The following is a 17847-nucleotide window of genomic DNA, read 5'->3' as shown; positions in this document are numbered from 1 at the left end:
ACCTCGCTGTCTGCTCCGGGGGCGGTCACCGGGTGACCGCTCCGATCGATTCGCGCAACGCGTCCGGTACGTCGATGGTGACGTGCCGGCCGTCGCGCACCACCGGCCGACCGTCCACCAGTACGTCGGTCACGTCGGCGGCGCTGGCCGCGAAGAACATGCCGACCGGCGGCACACCTGCCGTGCGTACGCTGTCCAGCCGCACCGTGACCAGGTCGGCGCGCTGCCCCACCGCGATCCGGCCGGCGTCGGGCCAGCCCAGCGCCGCGTGCCCGGTCGAGGTGGCGGCGGTCAGCAGCTCGGTGGCGGCGAAGTGCCCACGTCGCCGGGTACGCAGCCGCTCGTCCAACTCCACCGCTCGCGCCTCCTCGAACAGGTCGATCACGGCGTGGCTGTCGCTGCCGAGGCTGAGCGGGCTACCCGCGTCGGCCAACTCCCGGGCCGGGCCGATTCCGTCGGCCAGGTCCCGTTCGGTCGTCGGGCAGAAACACACGCCGGTGCCGGTCCCGCCGAGCAGCGCCAAGTCGGCGTCGGCCAGGTGGGTGGCGTGCACCGCCGTGGCGGTCGGCGAGAGCACGCCCCGATCGGCCAGCAACTGGCTCGGGGTGCAGCCGTGCCGGGCCAGGCACGCCTCGTTCTCGGCCGGCTGTTCGGAGAGGTGGAAGTGCAGCGGGACGCCCTCGTTGTGCTCGGCGAAGGTGGCCAGCAGCTCCGCCGGGACCGCCCGTACCGAGTGCAGCGCAACCCCGATCCGGGCGTGCGACGTGGCCCCGATCCGGGCGTGCGTCGCCGCTTTCAGTAGGTCGTGCCGGGTCGACCAGCCGTCCAGGTCACCGTCGCCGAACCGACGCTGCGGACCGGTCAACGGATCACCGTCCACTGTGGCGGTCAGGTAGAGCGTGTCCAGCAGGGTGAGCCGGATGCCGGCCTGCGCGGCGGCCTCGACCAGCGCCGCACCCATCGCGTTCGGGTCGGTGTACGGCACGCCCTCCGGCCCGTGGTGCAGGTAGTGGAACTCGCCCACACACGTGATCCCGGCCAGCGCCATCTCGGCGTACGCGGCCCGGGCCAGGGCCAGATAGCGGTCCGGGTCGAGGCGGGCGGCGACGGCGTACATGCCGTCCCGCCAACTCCAGAAGTCACCCCGACCGCCGTGGGTACGACCGCGCAGCGCCCGGTGGAAGGCGTGCGAGTGGGCGTTGGCCAGCCCCGGCAGGGTGAGCCCCGGCAGTCGGACCGCGTCCGGCGGGCGGGGTACGCCCGCCGGCGCGTCAGCTCCGGTGGTCACCCCGGTGATGCGCCCGTCGGCAACCTCGATCAGCACCTCCGCCGTCGGTGCCGGGGCGTCCGGCAGCCAGGCGTACTCGGCGAGATAGGCGATCAACGGCTGCTCCCGTCGGGCTGATGTGTCCACCTGGTCACTGGCATGCCAACTCCGTCAGCACCCGGGCCAGCGCGGCGATCCCGGCGGCGCAGTCGTCGTCGGTGGCCGACTCGGCCGGGGAGTGCGACACCCCGGTCGGGTTACGCACGAAGAGCATCGCCGTCGGCACGTGCGCCGCCAGCACCCCGGCGTCGTGACCCGCCCCGGTCGGCAGCACCGGTACGTCCAGCAGGTCGCGTAGCCGCCCGCCCAGCCCTCGGTCGAAGCCGACCAACGGGGTCACCGACTCCTCGGTGACCGACAACTCCGTACCGTCGCGGCGGGCCCGCTCGGCCGCCTTCGCCCGGACCGCCTCCACCAGAGCGGCCAGCGTCTCCGGCTCGGCGGCCCGGGCGTCCAGCCAGCCGGTTACCCGGGCCGGGATGGCGTTGGTGGCGTTCGGTTCGGCGTGCACCCGGCCGACGGTGGCGTGCGCGCCGCGCAGCCGGGCTTCCTTGTTCGCCGCGAGCACCGTGAACGCGTAGGTGAGCATCGGATCACGCCGGTCGGCCATCCGGGTCGTACCGGCGTGGTTGGGCTCGCCGGTGAAGTCGAACCGCCACCGGCCGTGCGGCCAGATCGCGCTCGCCACCGCGACCGGTGAGTCCAGGTCGACCAGTGCGCGCCCCTGCTCGACGTGCAACTCCACGAACGCACCGATCCGCCCGACCAGCTCCGGGCGGGCCCCGGCCGGCTCGCCGCCGAACGCGTCGGCCAGGCGTACCCCGTCCCGGTCGGTCAGCGCCACCGCTCGCTCGGGAGTCAGCGCCCCGGTGAGCAGCCGAGACCCCAGACACGGTACGCCGAACCGCGCTCCCTCCTCCTCGGCGAACGCGACGATGCCGATCGGCCGGTTCGGGGTGACCCCGGTCCGGCGCAGCTCGTCGACGGCGAGCAGGGCGCTGACGATGCCCAACGGCCCGTCATAGCCGCCGCCGTGCGGCACCGAGTCGAAGTGGCTGCCGGTGAGCACCACGTCCCCGCCACGCTCGGCGTCGGGCGCGTCCCCGGCGGCCGGGTCGCCCCACCAGGCGAAGAGGTTGCCGTTACCGTCGTCGGTGACGGGCATCGACCGCTGGGCGGCCTGCTCCCGGAACCAGTCCCGCAGCCGCAGCTCCGGTGCGGTCCAGGTGTAGCGCAGGTAGCCGCCGGTGCTTTCGTCCCGACCGATCGGCGCGAGCTGGTCCCACAGGTCCCGGAACCGGTCGGTCAACGAGCCTTCCGCCGCAGGATGCGATGACACGGGGATCTCCTTCACGCCTGGGGCATGGGGATGTGGACGCCGGTGGCGTCGGCGACGCCGCGGGCGGTGTCGTAGCCGGCGTCGACGTGCCGGATGACGCCCATGGCTGGATCGTTGGTGAGCACTCGTTCGATCTTCTGCCCGGCCAGCGCGCTGCCGTCGGCCACGCAGACCTGGCCGGCGTGGATGGAGCGGCCGATGCCTACCCCGCCGCCGTGGTGGAGGGACACCCAGGACGCCCCGGACGCGGTGTTGACCAGCGCGTTGAGTAGCGGCCAGTCGGCGATCGCGTCCGAGCCGTCGGCCATCGCCTCGGTCTCCCGGTACGGGCTGGCCACGCTGCCGCAGTCCAGGTGGTCCCGACCGATCACCACCGGGGCGGACAGCTCGCCGGAGGCGACCATCTCGTTGAACCGCACCCCGGCGCGGTCCCGCTCGCCGTAGCCGAGCCAGCAGATCCGGGCCGGCAGGCCCTGGAAGGCGACCCGCTCACCGGCCAGTCGGATCCACCGGGCCAGCGACTCGTTCTCCGGGAACAGGTCGAGTACGGCCCGGTCGGTGGCCGCGATGTCGGCCGGGTCGCCGGAGAGCGCCGCCCAGCGGAACGGACCCCTACCCTCGCAGAACAGCGGTCGGATGTAGGCGGGTACGAATCCTGGGAAGTCGAACGCCCGGTCGTAGCCGCCGAGCTGTGCCTCGCCCCGGATCGAGTTGCCGTAGTCGAACACCTCGGCACCCGCGTCCAGGAAGCCGACCATCGCCTCGACGTGCTTGGCCATCGAGGCGCGGGCCCGGTCGGTGAACTCGGCCGGCTTGCTGGCCGCGTACTCCGCCGCGTCGGCCAACTCCACCCCCTCCGGCAGGTACGACAGCGGGTCGTGGGCGCTGGTCTGGTCGGTCACGATGTCGATGCCGACGCCCCGGCGCAGCAGCTCGGGGAAGATGGTGGCGGCGTTGCCGACCACACCGACGGAGAGGGCTCGGCGCTCCTGTTTCGCCGCGACCGCCAGCGCCACCGCCTCGTCCAGCGAGTCGGCGACCGTGTCCAGGTAGCGGGTCTGCACCCGACGGGCCAGCCGGCTCGGGTCGACGTCGACGACCAGGCACGCCCCACCGTTCATGGTGACGGCCAGCGGCTGTGCCCCGCCCATCCCACCGCAGCCGGCGGTCAGGGTCAGCGTTCCGGCGAGTGTGTCGTTGCTCCACTGCTGCCCGGCACCACGTTTGCCGGCGAGCTTGGCGGCGACGGCGGCGAAGGTCTCGTAGGTGCCCTGGAGGATGCCCTGGGTGCCGATGTAGATCCACGAGCCGGCGGTCATCTGGCCGTACATGGTGAGGCCGAGCTGTTCGAGGCGGCGGAACTCCGGCCAGGTGGCCCAGTCACCGACCAGGTTGGAGTTGGCCAGCAGCACCCGGGGGGCCCACTCGTGGGTACGCAGTACGCCGACCGGGCGGCCGGACTGCACCAGCATCGTCTCGTCGTCCTTGAGCTCGCGCAGCGTACGGACCAGCGCGTGGTACGACGGCCAGTCCCGGGCGGCCCGTCCGGTCCCGCCGTAGACGACCAGGTCGTCCGGGCGCTCGGCCACCTCCGGGTCGAGGTTGTTCATCAGCATGCGCAGGGCGGCCTCCTGCGGCCAACCCTGGGCGGTACGTCCGGTGCCCCGAGGGGCGCGGATCGGCTCGGGCATTTGGGAGCCTCCTGTCGGCTGAGGTTCGAGGTACGGGGATCAGCTGACGAACAGTTGTCGGCGGGCGGCGGAGAGTTCGAACTCCTCCAGTCGTCGCTGGGTGTCCGACGGTGCCGCGTCACAGATGGCCTGGAGCACCACCATCGCCAGCGCCATCGGAGCGGTGTGCAGGTCGAAGACGAGGTGTGCGCCGACCGCCGCGGGCAGCACGATGTCGGCGTACTCCGTCGCTGGGCTCACCGGGGAGTCGGTGATCGCGACGATGGAGAACCCGGCGGCCCGCGCCTCGCCCAGCGCGTCGAGCGTCTCCCGGGGGTAGCGGGGCAACAGGAACGCCAGCAGGGCACTCGCCCCCGCCGCGCCAGCTTGTTCGAGCCGGTCGGTGAGCTGGCTGCCCCCGTCGTCGAGCACCCGGACGTCCGGATGAACCTTGGCGGCGAAGTACGCGAAGTACGCGGCCAGCGGCGCGGCGGCACGCAGTCCGAGTACCGGCAGGGGGCGGCTCGCGGCCAGCAGCGCACCGGCGGCGGTGATGGGTTCGCGGTCGGCCAACTGCTCGGCCAGCCGGTCCAGGTTCTCGCGCTCCGCCTGGACCGCCCGCTGCAACTCGTTACCGGTCCGCCCGGTCGTGCCGGCGCCGCCGGTGCTGAGTTCGCGTAGCCGACGACGCAGGGCGGGGTAGCCGTCGTAGCCGAGTGCCGTCGCGAACCGGGTCACCGAGGGCTGGCTCACCTGGGCCAGTTCCGCCACCTCGGCGGCGGAGAGGTACGTCGCAGTGGCTGCGTGCTGCACCAGGAAGTGCGCGATCCGCCGCTGCGTTGGCGTGAGCCGGACGCCGTGGAACAGGTCGAGTACCCGGTCGGCGGAGGCCAAGGCAGCGCCCTCATTCATGTTGCGACTGTATGCATGAAAACTTTCAGCGGCAATCGCCCCTGGACGGGATTGGCCGTACGGGTGGGAACGGTTACAGGACAGAGCGATGAGCGTCGTCTCGGTAAGATCCGCACGGCGGGCGAGGCAGAGGAGTCGACATGCAGCCGAATGGTCCGTACCGGTTCACCGAGGTAATTGGTGTGTGCCAGGTGGGCAAAGCCTGGTGGGCCGTCGACGGTCTGGACCGACTTGTGACGGTGGCGGTGCTGGAGGGCGCCGCCGCGGCCGACCAACGCTGGCGCGAGGCATTCGCAAACGCGGCCGAGGCGATGTCGAAGACAGTCGACGGCCCACGCTACGAGAGCGCTGACTTCTACGCGGCCCACCCCTGGGTGTCGTATCCCTCCGCGAACGAAGGGCTTGGTGCGCAGCGACTCTTCCAGGTGCTCGGCATGGATCTGCGACCTGAGCAGGGCGCTGCCCCGGCCGGGCCGGTGCCGGGACAAAATCGGCCAACTCCGATCCCGTCGCAGCCACGACCACAGCCACAGTCAGTGTCATCTCCACCACAGCCGGGTCCGTTCCCGCCTCAGCCACAGTCAGTGTCGTCTCCACAGCCGGGTCCGTTCCCGCCTCAGCCACAGTCAGTGTCGTCTCCACAGCCGGGTCCGTTCCCGCCTCAGCCACAGGCGCAACCGTTTCCGCCACAACCCGTGTCGTCTCCGCCTCAGTCAGGCCCGTTCCCGCCCCAGCCTCAGCCGGTGTCGGGCCCGCCGCAACCACAACCACAACCACAACCCGTGTCGGGCCCACCGCATCCGGTTTCCGCGGTGCCTCAGCCGCAGCCCGTATCGGCGCCGCCCCAGCCGGGCCCGCCCCAGCCGATGCCGGGGCCGTTTCCGCCCCAGTCGCAGCCGGTGTCGTCGCCGTCGCATTCGGTGTCTGCTGCGCCCTTCGAAACCGGCGAGTGGCAGTCCGGACCGGCAGTGTCCACATCGGCTCAGCAACAATGGGGCGTCGGTGTTTCGGCACAGACCGCTGGTGGTGAGCAAGACTTCGTGACGGCCTCGCCGTGGACGCCGCCGGTGCAGGCCGAGCGTCCCGCAAGCGCCCCGCCGCACGATCCGTTCTCCGCGCCTGTCAGGCGAATCCAGCCTTCGTCCCCGCCCAAGCGGAGCAACGGGCTTTGGGTCGCGATCGCGGCACTCGTCCTGGTGCTCGTGGCCACCAGCGGTGGGTTGGTGTTCTGGCTCAGCTCTGGAACGGAGGAACCGGCGGAGCCAAGCGTCGGCAGTTCGGCCTTCCCGACAACCGGCCTACCGGGTCCCAATTTGAAGCCGTGGGCACTGTTTCCGCCGAATGGTCCGGAGGAACGCTCACTGGCGACCGCAGCTCCGTCACTGGTCTTCATCGAGGCGGTGTTCACCGGTTATCTGAGGAACCGTGCAACCAAGGCACCGGTGCGCACGACGCCGATCACCTTCAGCCGCCGGTGCAGCGGGTTCGTGGTGACGACGGGTGGGCATGTGCTCACCAGTAGCTCCTGCGTGTATCCGTCGGCGGAGACCACCCGTCAGATCGCACTCGACGCGGTCGCCCGAATGCTCGTGCGGGAAGGGACACTCGCCCCCGGGCAGGTCGACAACTACATCAAGACCAATCTTGAGAAGACCGAGTTCACCGGGATCGACCCGGGCTCGGCGCCCACCAGCCAGATGTACGGCCAGATGAACGATGCCAAGGGCAACCTCGTCGGAGATCCGGCCATTCCGGCGGAGCTCGTCAAGGCGCGCCCTGCGGAGACCGGGAACATCGCGTTGATCAAACTTGCCCGAGAGAACCTTCCGGTTGTGGAGCTGAGCGGCTCGGCCGAGGTCAAGGAGGGCAGCTCCCTGCTGGTCGTTGGATTCGGCACTGACGACACCGATTTCCGTACCGCCGCCTACACCCCGCGGCCGAAGCTGGTGACGGTCACCGGCACAGCCCGGCGCGGCGACGCGTCGATGTACCGGATCAACGACGATGTCGGCGCCAACTCCCACGGAGGATTTGCCATCGACCCGAGTGGTCGGGTTGCCGGCATGGTGGATCAGGACCTGGCTCGGCCCGACCGGGCGAATCGCGTGGTGCTGCCGGCCGCCGGCCTGCTCGACCTACTGACTGAGGCGGGCGTGAAGAACGAACTTGGCGCCTCGGACAGGGCGTACCGTGACGGCCTCGACGCCTACTTCACCGGCCGGCACTCGTCCGCCGTTTCCCAACTGGAGAAGGCCGCTGCGGAATCGCCTGCCAACCTGCTGGCGCAGGCGTACCGCCAGATCGCAGTCGAGCGCCAGAACTCGGCGGACGATTCGTCGGGTCGACCGATTTGGCCGGTTGTTCTACTGGGTGGAGTTGGCGGAATACTGATCGTTGGACTCGTTGTGCTTATCGTGCTGATGTTGCGGCGACGTCGCTGAGGTCGATGCTGGAACGTCTATCACTGTCCTTTATGGGCTTGGTTGTGCCACCTGCCAGCATCCGATCGAATCTACCGCGTTGTTGCGCGGCTGCTAGCGTCATGCAATCGACGAGGCCAGTTGCGAGTGAGAGGTTCTTGCGGCGTGTCATCCCCTATTGCCGTTCGACGCGCCGATCCGGACGTCGCTCGTCCGAAACCGCTGTCGCGGCTCCTCTCGATCGGGCTCGTGACGGTCGTTGGCGTGCTTTTGGTGCATGTGCTCTTCGAGACGTGGGCACAGGTCATGACCGGCCCTACGAGCGAGGATCCGCGGGTCAATCTGGAGACGGCTGCCCAGTGGCCTAAGACGCTGAAGTCCGGCCTCTATCTACTCCTAGCTGCACTCACCGTCGGGAAGGTCGCCGCCGACCGGCTGTGGCACCGGTTTCGGACCGGGGCCGATCTGGCTCTCCTCGTGCTCGGTCTGGTCATGGTGCTCGCCGGTGTGCTGAACGATTCCTCCCTCACACTGATGGGCGAGGCGCTCTTCGTCTACTTTCGTGGCGTACTCATCTTCTACGCCCTCCGTGCAGCGGACATCGATGAGGTCATGGTCCGCCGGCTGCTACTCGTGGTGGGTGCGCTGGTCGGGCTGAATGTACTGGTGGCCGTGGTGCAGATGGTGGTGGGAGAGCCTGCCTACTCCGTTCTCGGCTGGGTGGACCTGACCTGGGCCGAGCAGAGCCGGGCACAGGGGCTTCTGTCCCATCCGAATCACCTCGGCCACGTCTTGGGTCTCGCCCTGCTCGGGTTCATCGCGTGGGCGGCGGTCAACGATCGGATCCGGTTCGTCTGGTGGTTGGTTGCCAGCGTGGTCGCGCTCGCGCTCTCCGCGACCCAGTCGCGGGAATCCCTGCTGGGTGTGCTGGTCGCCGGTGTGCTGGTCGCGATACTGGTGCCCCGGGGCGCGCGTCGGGTGCTCGGTGTCTGTCTCATCCTCCTCGTCTGCACAATGGCGCAGATCGTTGCCCGACCCGACAACCGCGCGGAGTGGGAACGGCGGATCGGTAACGTCGTGGCCGGTGTTTACAATCCGGCTGGTAGCGAGCGCAGTCCGCAGGGTACGCCAACAGGTGCTGCGAGTAGGCCCGCGCAGAGCACGCCAACAGGTGCTGCGAGTAGGCCCGCGCAGGGTACCCAGCCGACGCCGACCGCCCCGAAGACAAGCGCTGGCGCGGTCGAGCCTAAGCCGACGGCTCGATCCTCGCCCACCGGTGCCGGCAGCCCCTCGCCTACCCCGGCCCGCGAGATCCGGGTGTTGTACCTGCAACAGGTGGTCGACATTCTGCCTCGCCAACCGTTGCTCGGATTCGGCATTGGCCAGTTCGGCGGCGTCGTCGCCCAGAAGAACAATCCGGACTGGCACAAGAACCCGAAGCTGGGTCCCGAAGGCTTCAACCGCTACGGCTTCCAGGCTGTTCAGATCGATTCCTTCTGGCTGCATCTCGTCATGGAGGTGGGGATCCTCGGGCTGGTGGTGTTTCTTGCCTGGCTCGTGCTGATCGTGTGGCCCCTGGCGTCTCCGTTGTTGCGGGCTCGCAGACCGGTGCCGCGCCCGTCCAACGCCGCCGCGATGCTCTGGGGCGTCACCGCAGTGGTGTTCGCCGGGGTCGCGGCGTTCCTGTCGCCGGCCTTTGAGGATCCGCTGTTGCCGGCGTTGCTCTGGGCGATCGTTGGTATCGCCTGGTGGGCGCGGCGTAGCGACAGGGAACCCGAAGTTCTCGTCGGCGCTGCCAACACGGCGTCAGCGGACCCGGTCAGTGACCCTTCCGGCGACCCGGACACCGATTCTCGGATGCGGTCGACTGAGGGGACCCAAGCCGTGCTGCGGGGAGTCCGACGACCTGTGCCACCGGACTGAACGAGCGGAGCGGGAGCGGCAGAGCCGACCTGATTCGCGATGATCTATGGGCGGCGGTGTGCTGTGTTCGTGAAGGATGGGATCCTTGCGGCCCAGGACGTCGCCGGCAATTGCCGCTACGAAGGCGACAGGTACGGGGGTGACAGGAGTATGGGCGCACCGGGGCGGAGCCCGGCTGGCTGTGAGGTGTTGGGCGAATGACTTATCGTCCGACGTCCGCTTCGAGTCAGTCGCCGGATGGAAGACCTGCCGAACTCTCCGACTTCGACAGGGATCCGTCTCTCGACGCTGCCGGTGGTCCGGTGGTCCACCGGCAAGCAGTCGGGCAGGAGGAGTCCGGTGCCTCCGTGACTCCCACGTTCTCGGTTTGTATCGCGGTGCGAGACCGTCCCATGCTGCTGGTCCAGGCAGTCAACAGTGTGCTTCGCGGGGCGTTTGGTGACTTTGAGATCGTGGTGGTGGACGACGGCTCCGCAGTGCCGGTCCAAGAGGCGTTGGCCGAGGCGGGGCTCTTGGCCGACCAGCGCATCCGGTTGGTTCGTCAGCGTCCGTCCGGGATCAGTGCCGCGCGAAACGCAGCGCTCAGGGTGGCCCGGGGCCGGTACATCACCGTGCTCGACTCGGACGACGAACTCACTTCGGACGGTCTTGGCCGCATCAACGACTTCCTGACCGGCACTGGAGCCGCTTGGATCTACACCGACTATGAGGAGGTCGTCGGGCAGGGCGGTAGCCGAGTCATCAGACTGCCCACATATCGGACGGCGCGGAGAATGCTCTGGTCGGTGATGCTGCGACCGCGGCTACCGTTCAAGCATTCCGGCATGTCGGTCGACCGGGTCCTCCTGCAACGGCTCGGAGGCTACGACGAGCAGATCCCGATCAAGGTTGACGTCGAGTTGCTCCTCCGCGTACTCAGCAGCGGTATTCAGCCACAACATCTCCCATATCCGGTCGTCAGGTTTCACCGGCACGGCGGGAACATCAGTCGACGCCGGCTGGCGGGCCTTTCGGTGTGGTACCGGGTCATCCGGAAGTACAGCCGACCCCGGGTTCCGGGGCTCGCGTTCCTTGCCGTCGCGGTTCGCGTCCTTAGTGAACTCGGCAAGTGGCTGGTGACCTCGGTCGGCCGATGATGCCGCCGTGCTCATCGAACCGACGGGGCCGGGGCCGCCATGATCAGCGTCTGATCACGAAGTGAGCACCGTGTGGTAGACGTCGGTGATTCGCTGTGCGACGAGACGTTCGTCCAGCCAGGAGACCCGCTCGCGTCCGTCGGCGCGCCGGCCAGCGGTGAGGATCTCCTCTGCGCGATCGGCCAGTTCCGTCACCAGCCGGGTGTGCGCCACGCCCTCGATGGGGCCCGCCGGGTACCGGACCACGGCGCTCGGCCGTACGCCGTCCAGGATCTCCGCGACGTCTCCGACGTCCACCGAGACGACCGGAAGGCCCATCGCGGCCGCCTCCTTGATGACGGTGGGTGAGCCTTCGCAGCCTCGCTGCGAGGTGAAGAGCAGGACGTCGGCGGCGTCGAACTTGCGCACCAGGTCGGCCTGCGACTGGCCCTCGGCGTGCAGGATCAGCTCCTGCGCCGAGTCGTCCCGTCGTCGTAGCTCGGTGAGGACGTCACGGAACAGGTCGTATCTCTTGACCGGACGGGCCGGATCGGCGGCGAAGAGCACGACCTTGGCGGTGGGGGTGATGCCAAGTTCCCGCCGGATGGTGAGCCGGTCACCCGGTTGGAAGAACTCGAAGTTCACTCCGTTGGGGATGACGTGTCCGTCGGGATCCCCGGCCGTCTCGGCGAGGCGGCGGGAGACGTAGATGCGGGCCCGACTGGTGCCCCAGCCCAGCTTGGTCATCAGGCGCTGACGTGGGACGTTGATGTCGCTGCCGTACAGCGACAGCACCGTGGCCGGATGCCCGGTCAGTCGGGCCGCTGGTGCGGCCATGCCGTAGTGCACGTGCACGATGTCGTAGTTGCCCTGTCGTGCCCGCTGCCGGACCCGGGGAGCGGCGGTGAAGTAGTCCTGCTTGCCCCGGGACTGGGCGATCACCTCCACGTCGACATGGTGTCCGAGCGCCCGCAGGGCAGAGACCTGACGCTGCACGAAGATGCCGCGATAGCTGCCATTCTCAGGCCACAGGTTGGTGACCGCCAGGATACGGAGTGGACGGGCCGGAGGCAGCGCCGATGGTCGGGCGCCGAGGGCTTCGGTCACGGAGCTACTCCCTTGAGAGCTGGTGGCCCGGTCTGCGGGTCGGGATCCTGGTCGGCGAGTGGCGTGCGGCCCTGCCGCAGCAGCGAGAGTAGCCGGCGCAGATCGCCCCAGAGCACCACCAGGGCCACTACGAGGACGACGCCGGTAATTCCCGCTGCCGACCACGACCAGCTGCGCAGCGGATCGAGTTCGGTGATCAGGGCACCCGCGCCTATCAGCATGACGCAACGTGTGAGGACGCCTGCCCATGTCAGCTGATGGATCCGCCAGACCACGACGACGGGAATGAGCGCGGTGATCGCTGTTCCCACGAGGTAGCCGACGGCGACACCGGCGGCACCCAGGGGACCAGCGGTGGCGATCACGACGCTGAGACCAGCAAGGCAGCCGACGACGGCGGAGAGGACCGGTATCCGTGCCTGGGCGGGTGCCCCGCTGGCCAGGGCGTTGACCGAGGGCACCTGCAGGATGCCGAAGTAGGAGGCGCAGAGCATGAGGCGGAGTACGTTCGCGCCGTCGGAGTATTCGCTGCCGCCGTAGAGGCCGAGGATGAGCGGTGCCGCCAGGAGGCCCACCAGGAACACGGGTGTCATCGCGACGGCGAGGCCCCGGGTCGAGGCATCCACCTGCTGTCGTACCGCCGAGCGGTCACCCGACCCGTGCGCCCCGGCCATCGCCGGGAATAGCACCAGCGCCATGGCTCTCGGCAGGAAGTACAGAGGTGCGATCAGGGCGACCGTCGCCGCGAGGAAAGCCACCTCGGCCGGCGCGGCGAAATGTCCCGCCAGAAGCTGGGTCGCCTGGAGGAATCCGGCGCTCGCGAGAGTCCCGATGCTGCCGAGGATGGTGAACGTCAGCACCTGTCGGCGATCGAAGGAGCCTTGCTCGGTAACTCCTTCCGCCCGGCGGTGACGGCGTATCTGACGACGGCACAGTACGGCGAACGATCCGTAGCCCAGGCACAGTGGCAGGAGGTAGGCGCTCTGCCCGGTGATGATCACGATTACGGTGCTGCCGATGGCCAACAGGGACGTGCCAAGTTCGATCCGGGCGTACTGGGCAACGAGGCCATGTCCGTACATGGCGGCCTTGTCGAGGGTGTAGAGCGAGTAGGTGGTGGTCAGGAGTGCCAGTGATATGGCATCGAGTAGGTCGAGTTGGTGGAGTTGTCCCACCAGGAGGGCGCTGAGCACGCCGAGACCGACCGATGAGGCCAGTCCCAGCCGGGACAGGAAGCGGTGTGCCGCCCAGGCCCCCGCCACGTCGCCCGCGCCGCGATGGAACGCGACGAACTTGGCGATGCCGCTGGAGAGGCCGCCGGGCAGTAGCAGGCTGGCAATCATGCTGGCGGCCAGCATGATGCCGACCAGACCGTAGGTTGCCTGGTCGGTGGCCCGGCTGGTGAGGGAGCCATGGACGAGCCGGGTGACGCCGACCGCCACCAACGCGAGCATCGACAGAGCGCCGGCCCGGATGAGGGCGGAAGCGCGGCGTTCGGCACGTGCCGTCGGTACGGCGTTCACGGGAGGCATCATCCTCGGGTGCCGGTGCGGAGTTCGAGGGCGGATCGTAGCTGGTGAGCGCAGAATCATACCTCCGACCCCGAATCGCGCAGATGGCGGCTAAGCTGTGCGTTTGAAGTCCGCACCGTAGGATCGGCAGGGACCGTCTGTCGGTCCTCGCCGCGCTGGCGTCGCTGCTTGATCTGGGGACGATGATGGCCGAAGACGTGCGCGGTGGCACCGTACGCGTAGCCGATCGAGCCGGCCCCGACCGTCCCGGTCTTTTCGGTTGGCTCCGGCGAGGTCGAGTGTGGCTCACACTGCTGGCCGTGCTGACGTTGGTCGCGGCATGTGGCGCATACGCTGGCTCTCAGCGTGAGGTCGCGTCGGTGGATGAAACGCCAGTCGCTGCCCCGCTCGCGCCCGACTGGCCCGCGCTGCGCGGCCTCATGCCGTCGAACGTCCGGATCGGTACCGCTGTCAACGGCCAGGCGCTGGCCACCAACGCTCGGTACCGTGCGGTGCTCACCAGCGACTTCAACGCGGTAACCGCTGAGAACGCCATGAAGTGGGGGCAGTTACAACCGACTCGCGACACGTACGTCTGGCGCGCCAGCGACGACCTGGTGGCTTTCGCCCAGGAGAACGGTCTGGCGATGTACGGGCACACCCTGGTCTGGCACCACAGCGTCCCACCGTGGGTGTCGGAGTCGTGGTCGGCGGAGGAACTCCGAGAATTGCTCAAGCAGTACATCACGACCGTGGTCTCGCGTTACCGGGGAAAGATCTGGGCCTGGGACGTGGTGAACGAGGTGCTGGACGAGGACGGCTCCCTGCGGGACACGATCTGGTTGCGCAAACTCGGTCCGGACTACATCGCCGACGCGTTCCGCTGGGCACACGCGGCCGACCCGGATGCCCGGCTCTTCATCAACGACTACGGTGCCGAGGGCCGAACCGGTAAGGCCGATGGCCTACTGCGGCTGATCCGCAAGCTCAGGGCCACGGGGGTTCCGATCCACGGCGTGGGCTTCCAAGGCCACCTTCAGTGGGACAAGCAGCCGGTGGATGTCGCCGGTAACCTTCAGCGCTTCGCGGACCTGGGGATTCCGGTCGCCATAACGGAGCTGGACGTTCGCATCCAGTTGCCGATGACGCCGGAGAAGCTCGCTCGCCAGGCGATGCTCTACGAACACATGCTCGCCGCCTGCCTGGCCGTCTCCACCTGCGAGTCGTTCACGCTCTGGGGTTTCACCGACGCCAGTAGCTGGATTCCGCACAACTATCCGGGCTACGGCGCGGCGTGCCTGTTCGATACCGACATAAGACCGAAGCTTGCGCACAGCGCGTTGGTACGGGCGCTGCGAGAAGGCCGGCCGGGAGCAGCCGGCGGCTGATCTGTGCTCCTGCCGGTGAAGGCTGGGGGAAGGGCGACGGGCAGTCGGGCAACGGCCGGCTGGCGGTCAACGTCCGGTGCTCAGGATCTCCGGCACCGCGTCCCGGCGTACGGCGTCGTAGAAGGTCTTCGCCTTCTCGTCGTCGGCGAAGACCACGCTCTCGGTGCCGACCTGACCGGTGCCCCTGGTGGGGCTTGTCATGAACGTCAGGTTTCCACCTCGCAGATGACGCAGCTTGGCGGCGATGTCCACGAGGGAAAGCTTCTTGTCGACCGAGACGGCGCTCGAGACGGCCTGAAGGAAGTCGTTCAGCTTGGCAGGGTTGGTGAGAAGTCCGCCGCTCGCTGCCTTGTCCAGGATTCCCTTGATCACCTGCTGCTGGTGCCGGATACGGGCGAAGTCCCCGTCCGGGAACTGCTTACGCTGGCGTGAGTAGTCGAGTGCCGCCTCGCCGTCCAACCGCTGCACGCCCTTCCTGTAGGTGCGGTACGGCGCATGGGTCGAGGTGAAGGTCTGCTCGGCATTGACGTCGATCCCGCCCAGCGCGTCGATGATCTCAGTGAATCCGGCGAAGTCGACCATCACGACGTGGTCGACCCGAACCTTGGTGAACCGCTCCACGGTCTGCACCATCAGGGGAACCCCGCCCCAGGCGAACGCGGCATTGATCTTGGCCGTTCGCCCGCCGTTCTGGCCGTCCTTCGAGCGGGGTATGTGCACCCAGGTGTCCCGAGGGATTGAAATCAGTTGCGCGCTTTTCCGGTCTTGCGGGACATGCGCCAGGATGATGGTGTCGGTACGGGACCCGCTCATTTGTTCGGGGTCGCGGGAGTCACTGCCGAGGATCATGATGTTCATGGCCTTCTCGGCCACGACCTGCGGCCGTTCCTCCTGCGGCAGCGCTTCGAAGGCGTCGACTCGTTCGATGTCCGACTCGACCGACCGCAGGTAGAGCCCACCCGCGACGACGCCGCCCACGCCCAGCAGCGCCAACACCAGCAGGATGATGAGGACGATCCGCCATCCCCGACGTCGTCGTGGTCGCCCATCCGTCACCGGCTCCACCGACTCCATCGGCTCCACGGGGGAGTCGACGTCGTCCGGGAGGCTGACTCGGCCTCGGCGGACTGCTGGCTCTGTTGCATACGGTGATCGTACTGACTATCCGATCGGTATCGGGCCCCCTGTCCGGATTGATGCCTGAAACCTTGATTACCGGGCTCGGCAGACACCATCCGGTGATTCGCAGCAGTTGCCCTACAGAACCATCCGGATTGCCGCCCCGAATGCGCGACCATTTCCCCCGTACGAGACCAGAAGACGGGCGTTACGGCCGCCGGAGATCGTGATAGAACCACAAGGGTGGATGCCTTGCAGTTCCGCCGCGCCCTCGCCCGCAGCCGACTGGCCCCGGCCGCCGCCTTTCCCAAGCGCCTGCTGCGGGTCGCCCGACACGACGCCCGGGTGCTCGGCGTCTCGGCCCGCTGGCTGTTCACCTCCCGGGAACACCACAACTACACCTACGACCTGACCCGGCTCAGCCGGGAGCACCTCGCCTGGTTCGTCAGCCTGACCTGCGACGTACCGGTCAAACAGGTCCGCGCCTACCTGGCCGAGATCGAATCCGACGACACGCTGCGCGGGCACATCGAACGCGCCACAGCCACCTCCGCCCGACGCGGCCTGGCGGACCGCCGGGTGCGCTACGCGCGGCGGATCGGCTGGTACGCGATCGTGCGCGCCACCCGACCCGGCCACGTGGTGGAGACCGGCGTCGACAAAGGGCTGGGCACCTGCGTGCTCGCTTCGGCGCTGCTACGCAACACCGCCGAGGGCGATCCCGGCCGACTCACCTCGCTGGACATCAACCCGGAGGCCGGTTACCTGGCTCGGGCCGAGCCCTGGGCGAGCGTCGTCGACCTCGTCATCGGTGACTCCATCGCCTCGATCACGGCGCTGGACCGACCGGTCGACATCTTTCTGCACGACAGCGACCACAGTGTCACCCACGAACGGCGTGAGTTCGAGGCGATCGAAGCGAAGCTCGCCCCCGGCGCGTTACTGCTGACCGACAACGTCACGATGACCAACGTCCTGGCCGAGCACGCCGAACGCACCGGCCGGCGGTTCCTGGCCTACCGGGAGACCCCGGCCCGGCACTGGTTTCCCGGGGACGGGATCGGTGCCGCCTGGTGACCAGGGTGGCACCACCGTTGGCGTGCTGTGCGAGGCTTTGAGCCATGAGACTGGCCTCGATCCACACGTACCCGATCAAGGGGTGTCACCGGCTGGACCACGACGATGCGCGGGTGCAGCCGTGGGGTCTGGCCGGCGACCGCCGCTGGATGATCCTCGACGAGGCCGGTGTCGGGGTCACCCAGCGTGAGATCGCCAGGTTGACCGCCCTACGGCCGCAGCTCCGGCCCGGTGGCCTGGAGCTGCGGGCCAGCGGATTCCCGACCGTGAAACTGTCCGACCCGGCCGACGGAGAGCCGATCGAGGTCCGGGTGTTCCAGAGCACGAAGCCGGTACCGGCCCGGTTGGCCGGGGCGATGGCCGACGAGTGGCTCGGCGAGTTGCTCGGCCGCAAGGTACGACTCGTCTGGCTGGGCGATCCGACCGTGCGCCAGGTCAACCCGAAGTACGGCGAGCCCGGTGACCGGGTCAGCTTCGCCGACGGCTATCCGCTCCTGCTGACCAACGCCGCCTCGCTCGACGTGCTCAACGGTTGGATCCAGGAATCAGGCAGCCGGGAAGGGCCGTTGCCGATGACCCGGTTTCGGCCCAACCTGGTGGTCAGCGATGCCGAACCATGGGCCGAGGACGGCTGGCTGGGTCGGCAGCTACAGATCGGTACGGTGGTCTTCCGGGCGGTCAAGCCGTCTGACCGTTGCGTGGTCACCACCACCGACCAGGAGAACGGTGAGCGGGGGCGGGAGCCGCTACGGACGCTGGCCCGGCACCGCAACGTCGACCAGAAGCTGCTCTTCGGCCTGAACCTCATCCCCCAGCGGGCAGCCACCCCGGACTCCCACCCCGTCGACGACGCGGACTCTCGCACTGACCCGGGCTTCCACCGCATCGACGACCTGGGCTTGCTTACCGTCGGCGATCCGGTGGCGGTGCTGGACTGAG

Annotated in this window: 13 protein-coding genes; 6 read left to right on the top strand and 7 right to left on the bottom strand. The window is 68.7% G+C overall.

Annotated elements, in window-relative coordinates; translation table 11 throughout:
• Window positions 1-25: 25 nt before the first annotated feature.
• From FHR38_RS07540 to FHR38_RS07525, 4 genes are read right to left on the bottom strand one after another with little or no spacing between them, the layout of a single operon-like run.
• Window positions 26-1384 carry a formimidoylglutamate deiminase gene (locus FHR38_RS07540; protein ID WP_184539359.1) on the bottom strand — a complete coding sequence of 453 codons (1359 nt, stop codon included), beginning with the start codon at window positions 1382-1384 and terminating at the stop codon, window positions 26-28.
• 34 nt (window positions 1385-1418) lie between these two features.
• Window positions 1419-2666, bottom strand: a complete 1248-nt coding sequence (locus FHR38_RS07535) for an allantoate amidohydrolase (RefSeq protein WP_184533995.1) — start codon at window positions 2664-2666, stop codon at window positions 1419-1421.
• A gap of 11 nt (window positions 2667-2677) precedes the next feature.
• Window positions 2678-4357 carry a urocanate hydratase gene (gene hutU / locus FHR38_RS07530; RefSeq protein ID WP_184533994.1) on the bottom strand — a complete coding sequence of 560 codons (1680 nt, stop codon included), beginning with the start codon at window positions 4355-4357 and terminating at the stop codon, window positions 2678-2680.
• Between the two features lie 39 nt (window positions 4358-4396).
• Entirely contained in the window at window positions 4397-5248 is an 852-nt protein-coding gene (locus tag FHR38_RS07525) for a MurR/RpiR family transcriptional regulator (protein ID WP_184533993.1), read from the bottom strand.
• A 1040-nt stretch (window positions 5249-6288) separates the two neighbouring features.
• Between FHR38_RS07525 and FHR38_RS07520 the strand changes: the two genes are divergently transcribed.
• From FHR38_RS07520 to FHR38_RS07510, 3 genes are all read left to right on the top strand, one after another.
• Complete coding sequence (locus tag FHR38_RS07520; protein ID WP_184533992.1) at window positions 6289-7689, top strand: trypsin-like peptidase domain-containing protein; 1401 nt, start codon at window positions 6289-6291, stop codon at window positions 7687-7689.
• Window positions 7690-7932: 243 nt separating this feature from the next.
• Window positions 7933-9591 (top strand): O-antigen ligase family protein, encoded by a 1659-nt coding sequence (locus FHR38_RS07515; protein ID WP_184533991.1) that lies wholly within the window; start codon window positions 7933-7935, stop codon window positions 9589-9591.
• Between the two features lie 197 nt (window positions 9592-9788).
• Complete coding sequence (locus tag FHR38_RS07510) at window positions 9789-10727, top strand: glycosyltransferase family 2 protein (protein WP_184533990.1); 939 nt, start codon at window positions 9789-9791, stop codon at window positions 10725-10727.
• Between the two features lie 54 nt (window positions 10728-10781).
• Here the strand turns inward: FHR38_RS07510 and FHR38_RS07505 are convergent, their stop codons facing one another.
• Together FHR38_RS07505 and FHR38_RS33170 are read right to left on the bottom strand one after the other, a co-directional pair.
• Window positions 10782-11813: a glycosyltransferase gene (locus tag FHR38_RS07505; RefSeq protein WP_184533989.1), complete on the bottom strand. Its 1032-nt coding sequence runs from the start codon at window positions 11811-11813 to the stop codon at window positions 10782-10784.
• Complete coding sequence (locus tag FHR38_RS33170) at window positions 11810-13336, bottom strand: lipopolysaccharide biosynthesis protein (protein WP_184533988.1); 1527 nt, start codon at window positions 13334-13336, stop codon at window positions 11810-11812. The genes FHR38_RS07505 and FHR38_RS33170 overlap by 4 nt, the downstream gene beginning before the upstream one ends.
• A 368-nt stretch (window positions 13337-13704) precedes the next feature.
• Here FHR38_RS33170 and FHR38_RS07495 point away from each other — a divergent pair, with 368 nt between their 5' ends.
• A complete protein-coding gene (locus FHR38_RS07495) occupies window positions 13705-14712 on the top strand; it encodes an endo-1,4-beta-xylanase (RefSeq protein ID WP_184533987.1) in 1008 nt (335 codons plus the stop codon).
• A 66-nt stretch (window positions 14713-14778) separates the two neighbouring features.
• Here the strand turns inward: FHR38_RS07495 and FHR38_RS07490 are convergent, their stop codons facing one another.
• Entirely contained in the window at window positions 14779-15786 is a 1008-nt protein-coding gene (locus FHR38_RS07490) for an LCP family protein (protein WP_184533986.1), read from the bottom strand.
• Between the two features lie 288 nt (window positions 15787-16074).
• On the opposite strand from FHR38_RS07490, the gene FHR38_RS07485 reads away from it, so the two are divergent.
• Window positions 16075-16908: a class I SAM-dependent methyltransferase gene (locus FHR38_RS07485; RefSeq protein ID WP_184533985.1), complete on the top strand. Its 834-nt coding sequence runs from the start codon at window positions 16075-16077 to the stop codon at window positions 16906-16908.
• Between the two features lie 44 nt (window positions 16909-16952).
• Window positions 16953-17846: an MOSC domain-containing protein gene (locus FHR38_RS07480; protein WP_184533984.1), complete on the top strand. Its 894-nt coding sequence runs from the start codon at window positions 16953-16955 to the stop codon at window positions 17844-17846.
• The last annotated feature ends 1 nt before the right edge of the window (window position 17847 follow it).

The sequence above is a fragment of the Micromonospora polyrhachis genome (genome assembly GCF_014203835.1).
In the GTDB taxonomy this organism is placed as follows: Bacteria; Actinomycetota; Actinomycetes; order Mycobacteriales; family Micromonosporaceae; genus Micromonospora_H; species Micromonospora_H polyrhachis.
Note: the sequence above shows the minus strand (reverse complement) of the source record. Positions and strands in the feature narration are given on the sequence as shown.

What these genes read in the sequence shown, in the direction of transcription:
- FHR38_RS07525 (WP_184533993.1), bottom strand. Translation starts at nt 5,248, where the DNA reads ATGAATGAGGGCGCTGCCTTGGCCTCCGCCGACCGGGTACTCGACCTG.
- FHR38_RS07480 (WP_184533984.1), top strand. Translation starts at nt 16,953, where the DNA reads ATGAGACTGGCCTCGATCCACACGTACCCGATCAAGGGGTGTCACCGG.
- FHR38_RS07510 (WP_184533990.1), top strand. Translation starts at nt 9,789, where the DNA reads ATGACTTATCGTCCGACGTCCGCTTCGAGTCAGTCGCCGGATGGAAGA.
- FHR38_RS07490 (WP_184533986.1), bottom strand. Translation starts at nt 15,786, where the DNA reads ATGGAGTCGGTGGAGCCGGTGACGGATGGGCGACCACGACGACGTCGG.
- hutU (WP_184533994.1), bottom strand. Translation starts at nt 4,357, where the DNA reads ATGCCCGAGCCGATCCGCGCCCCTCGGGGCACCGGACGTACCGCCCAG.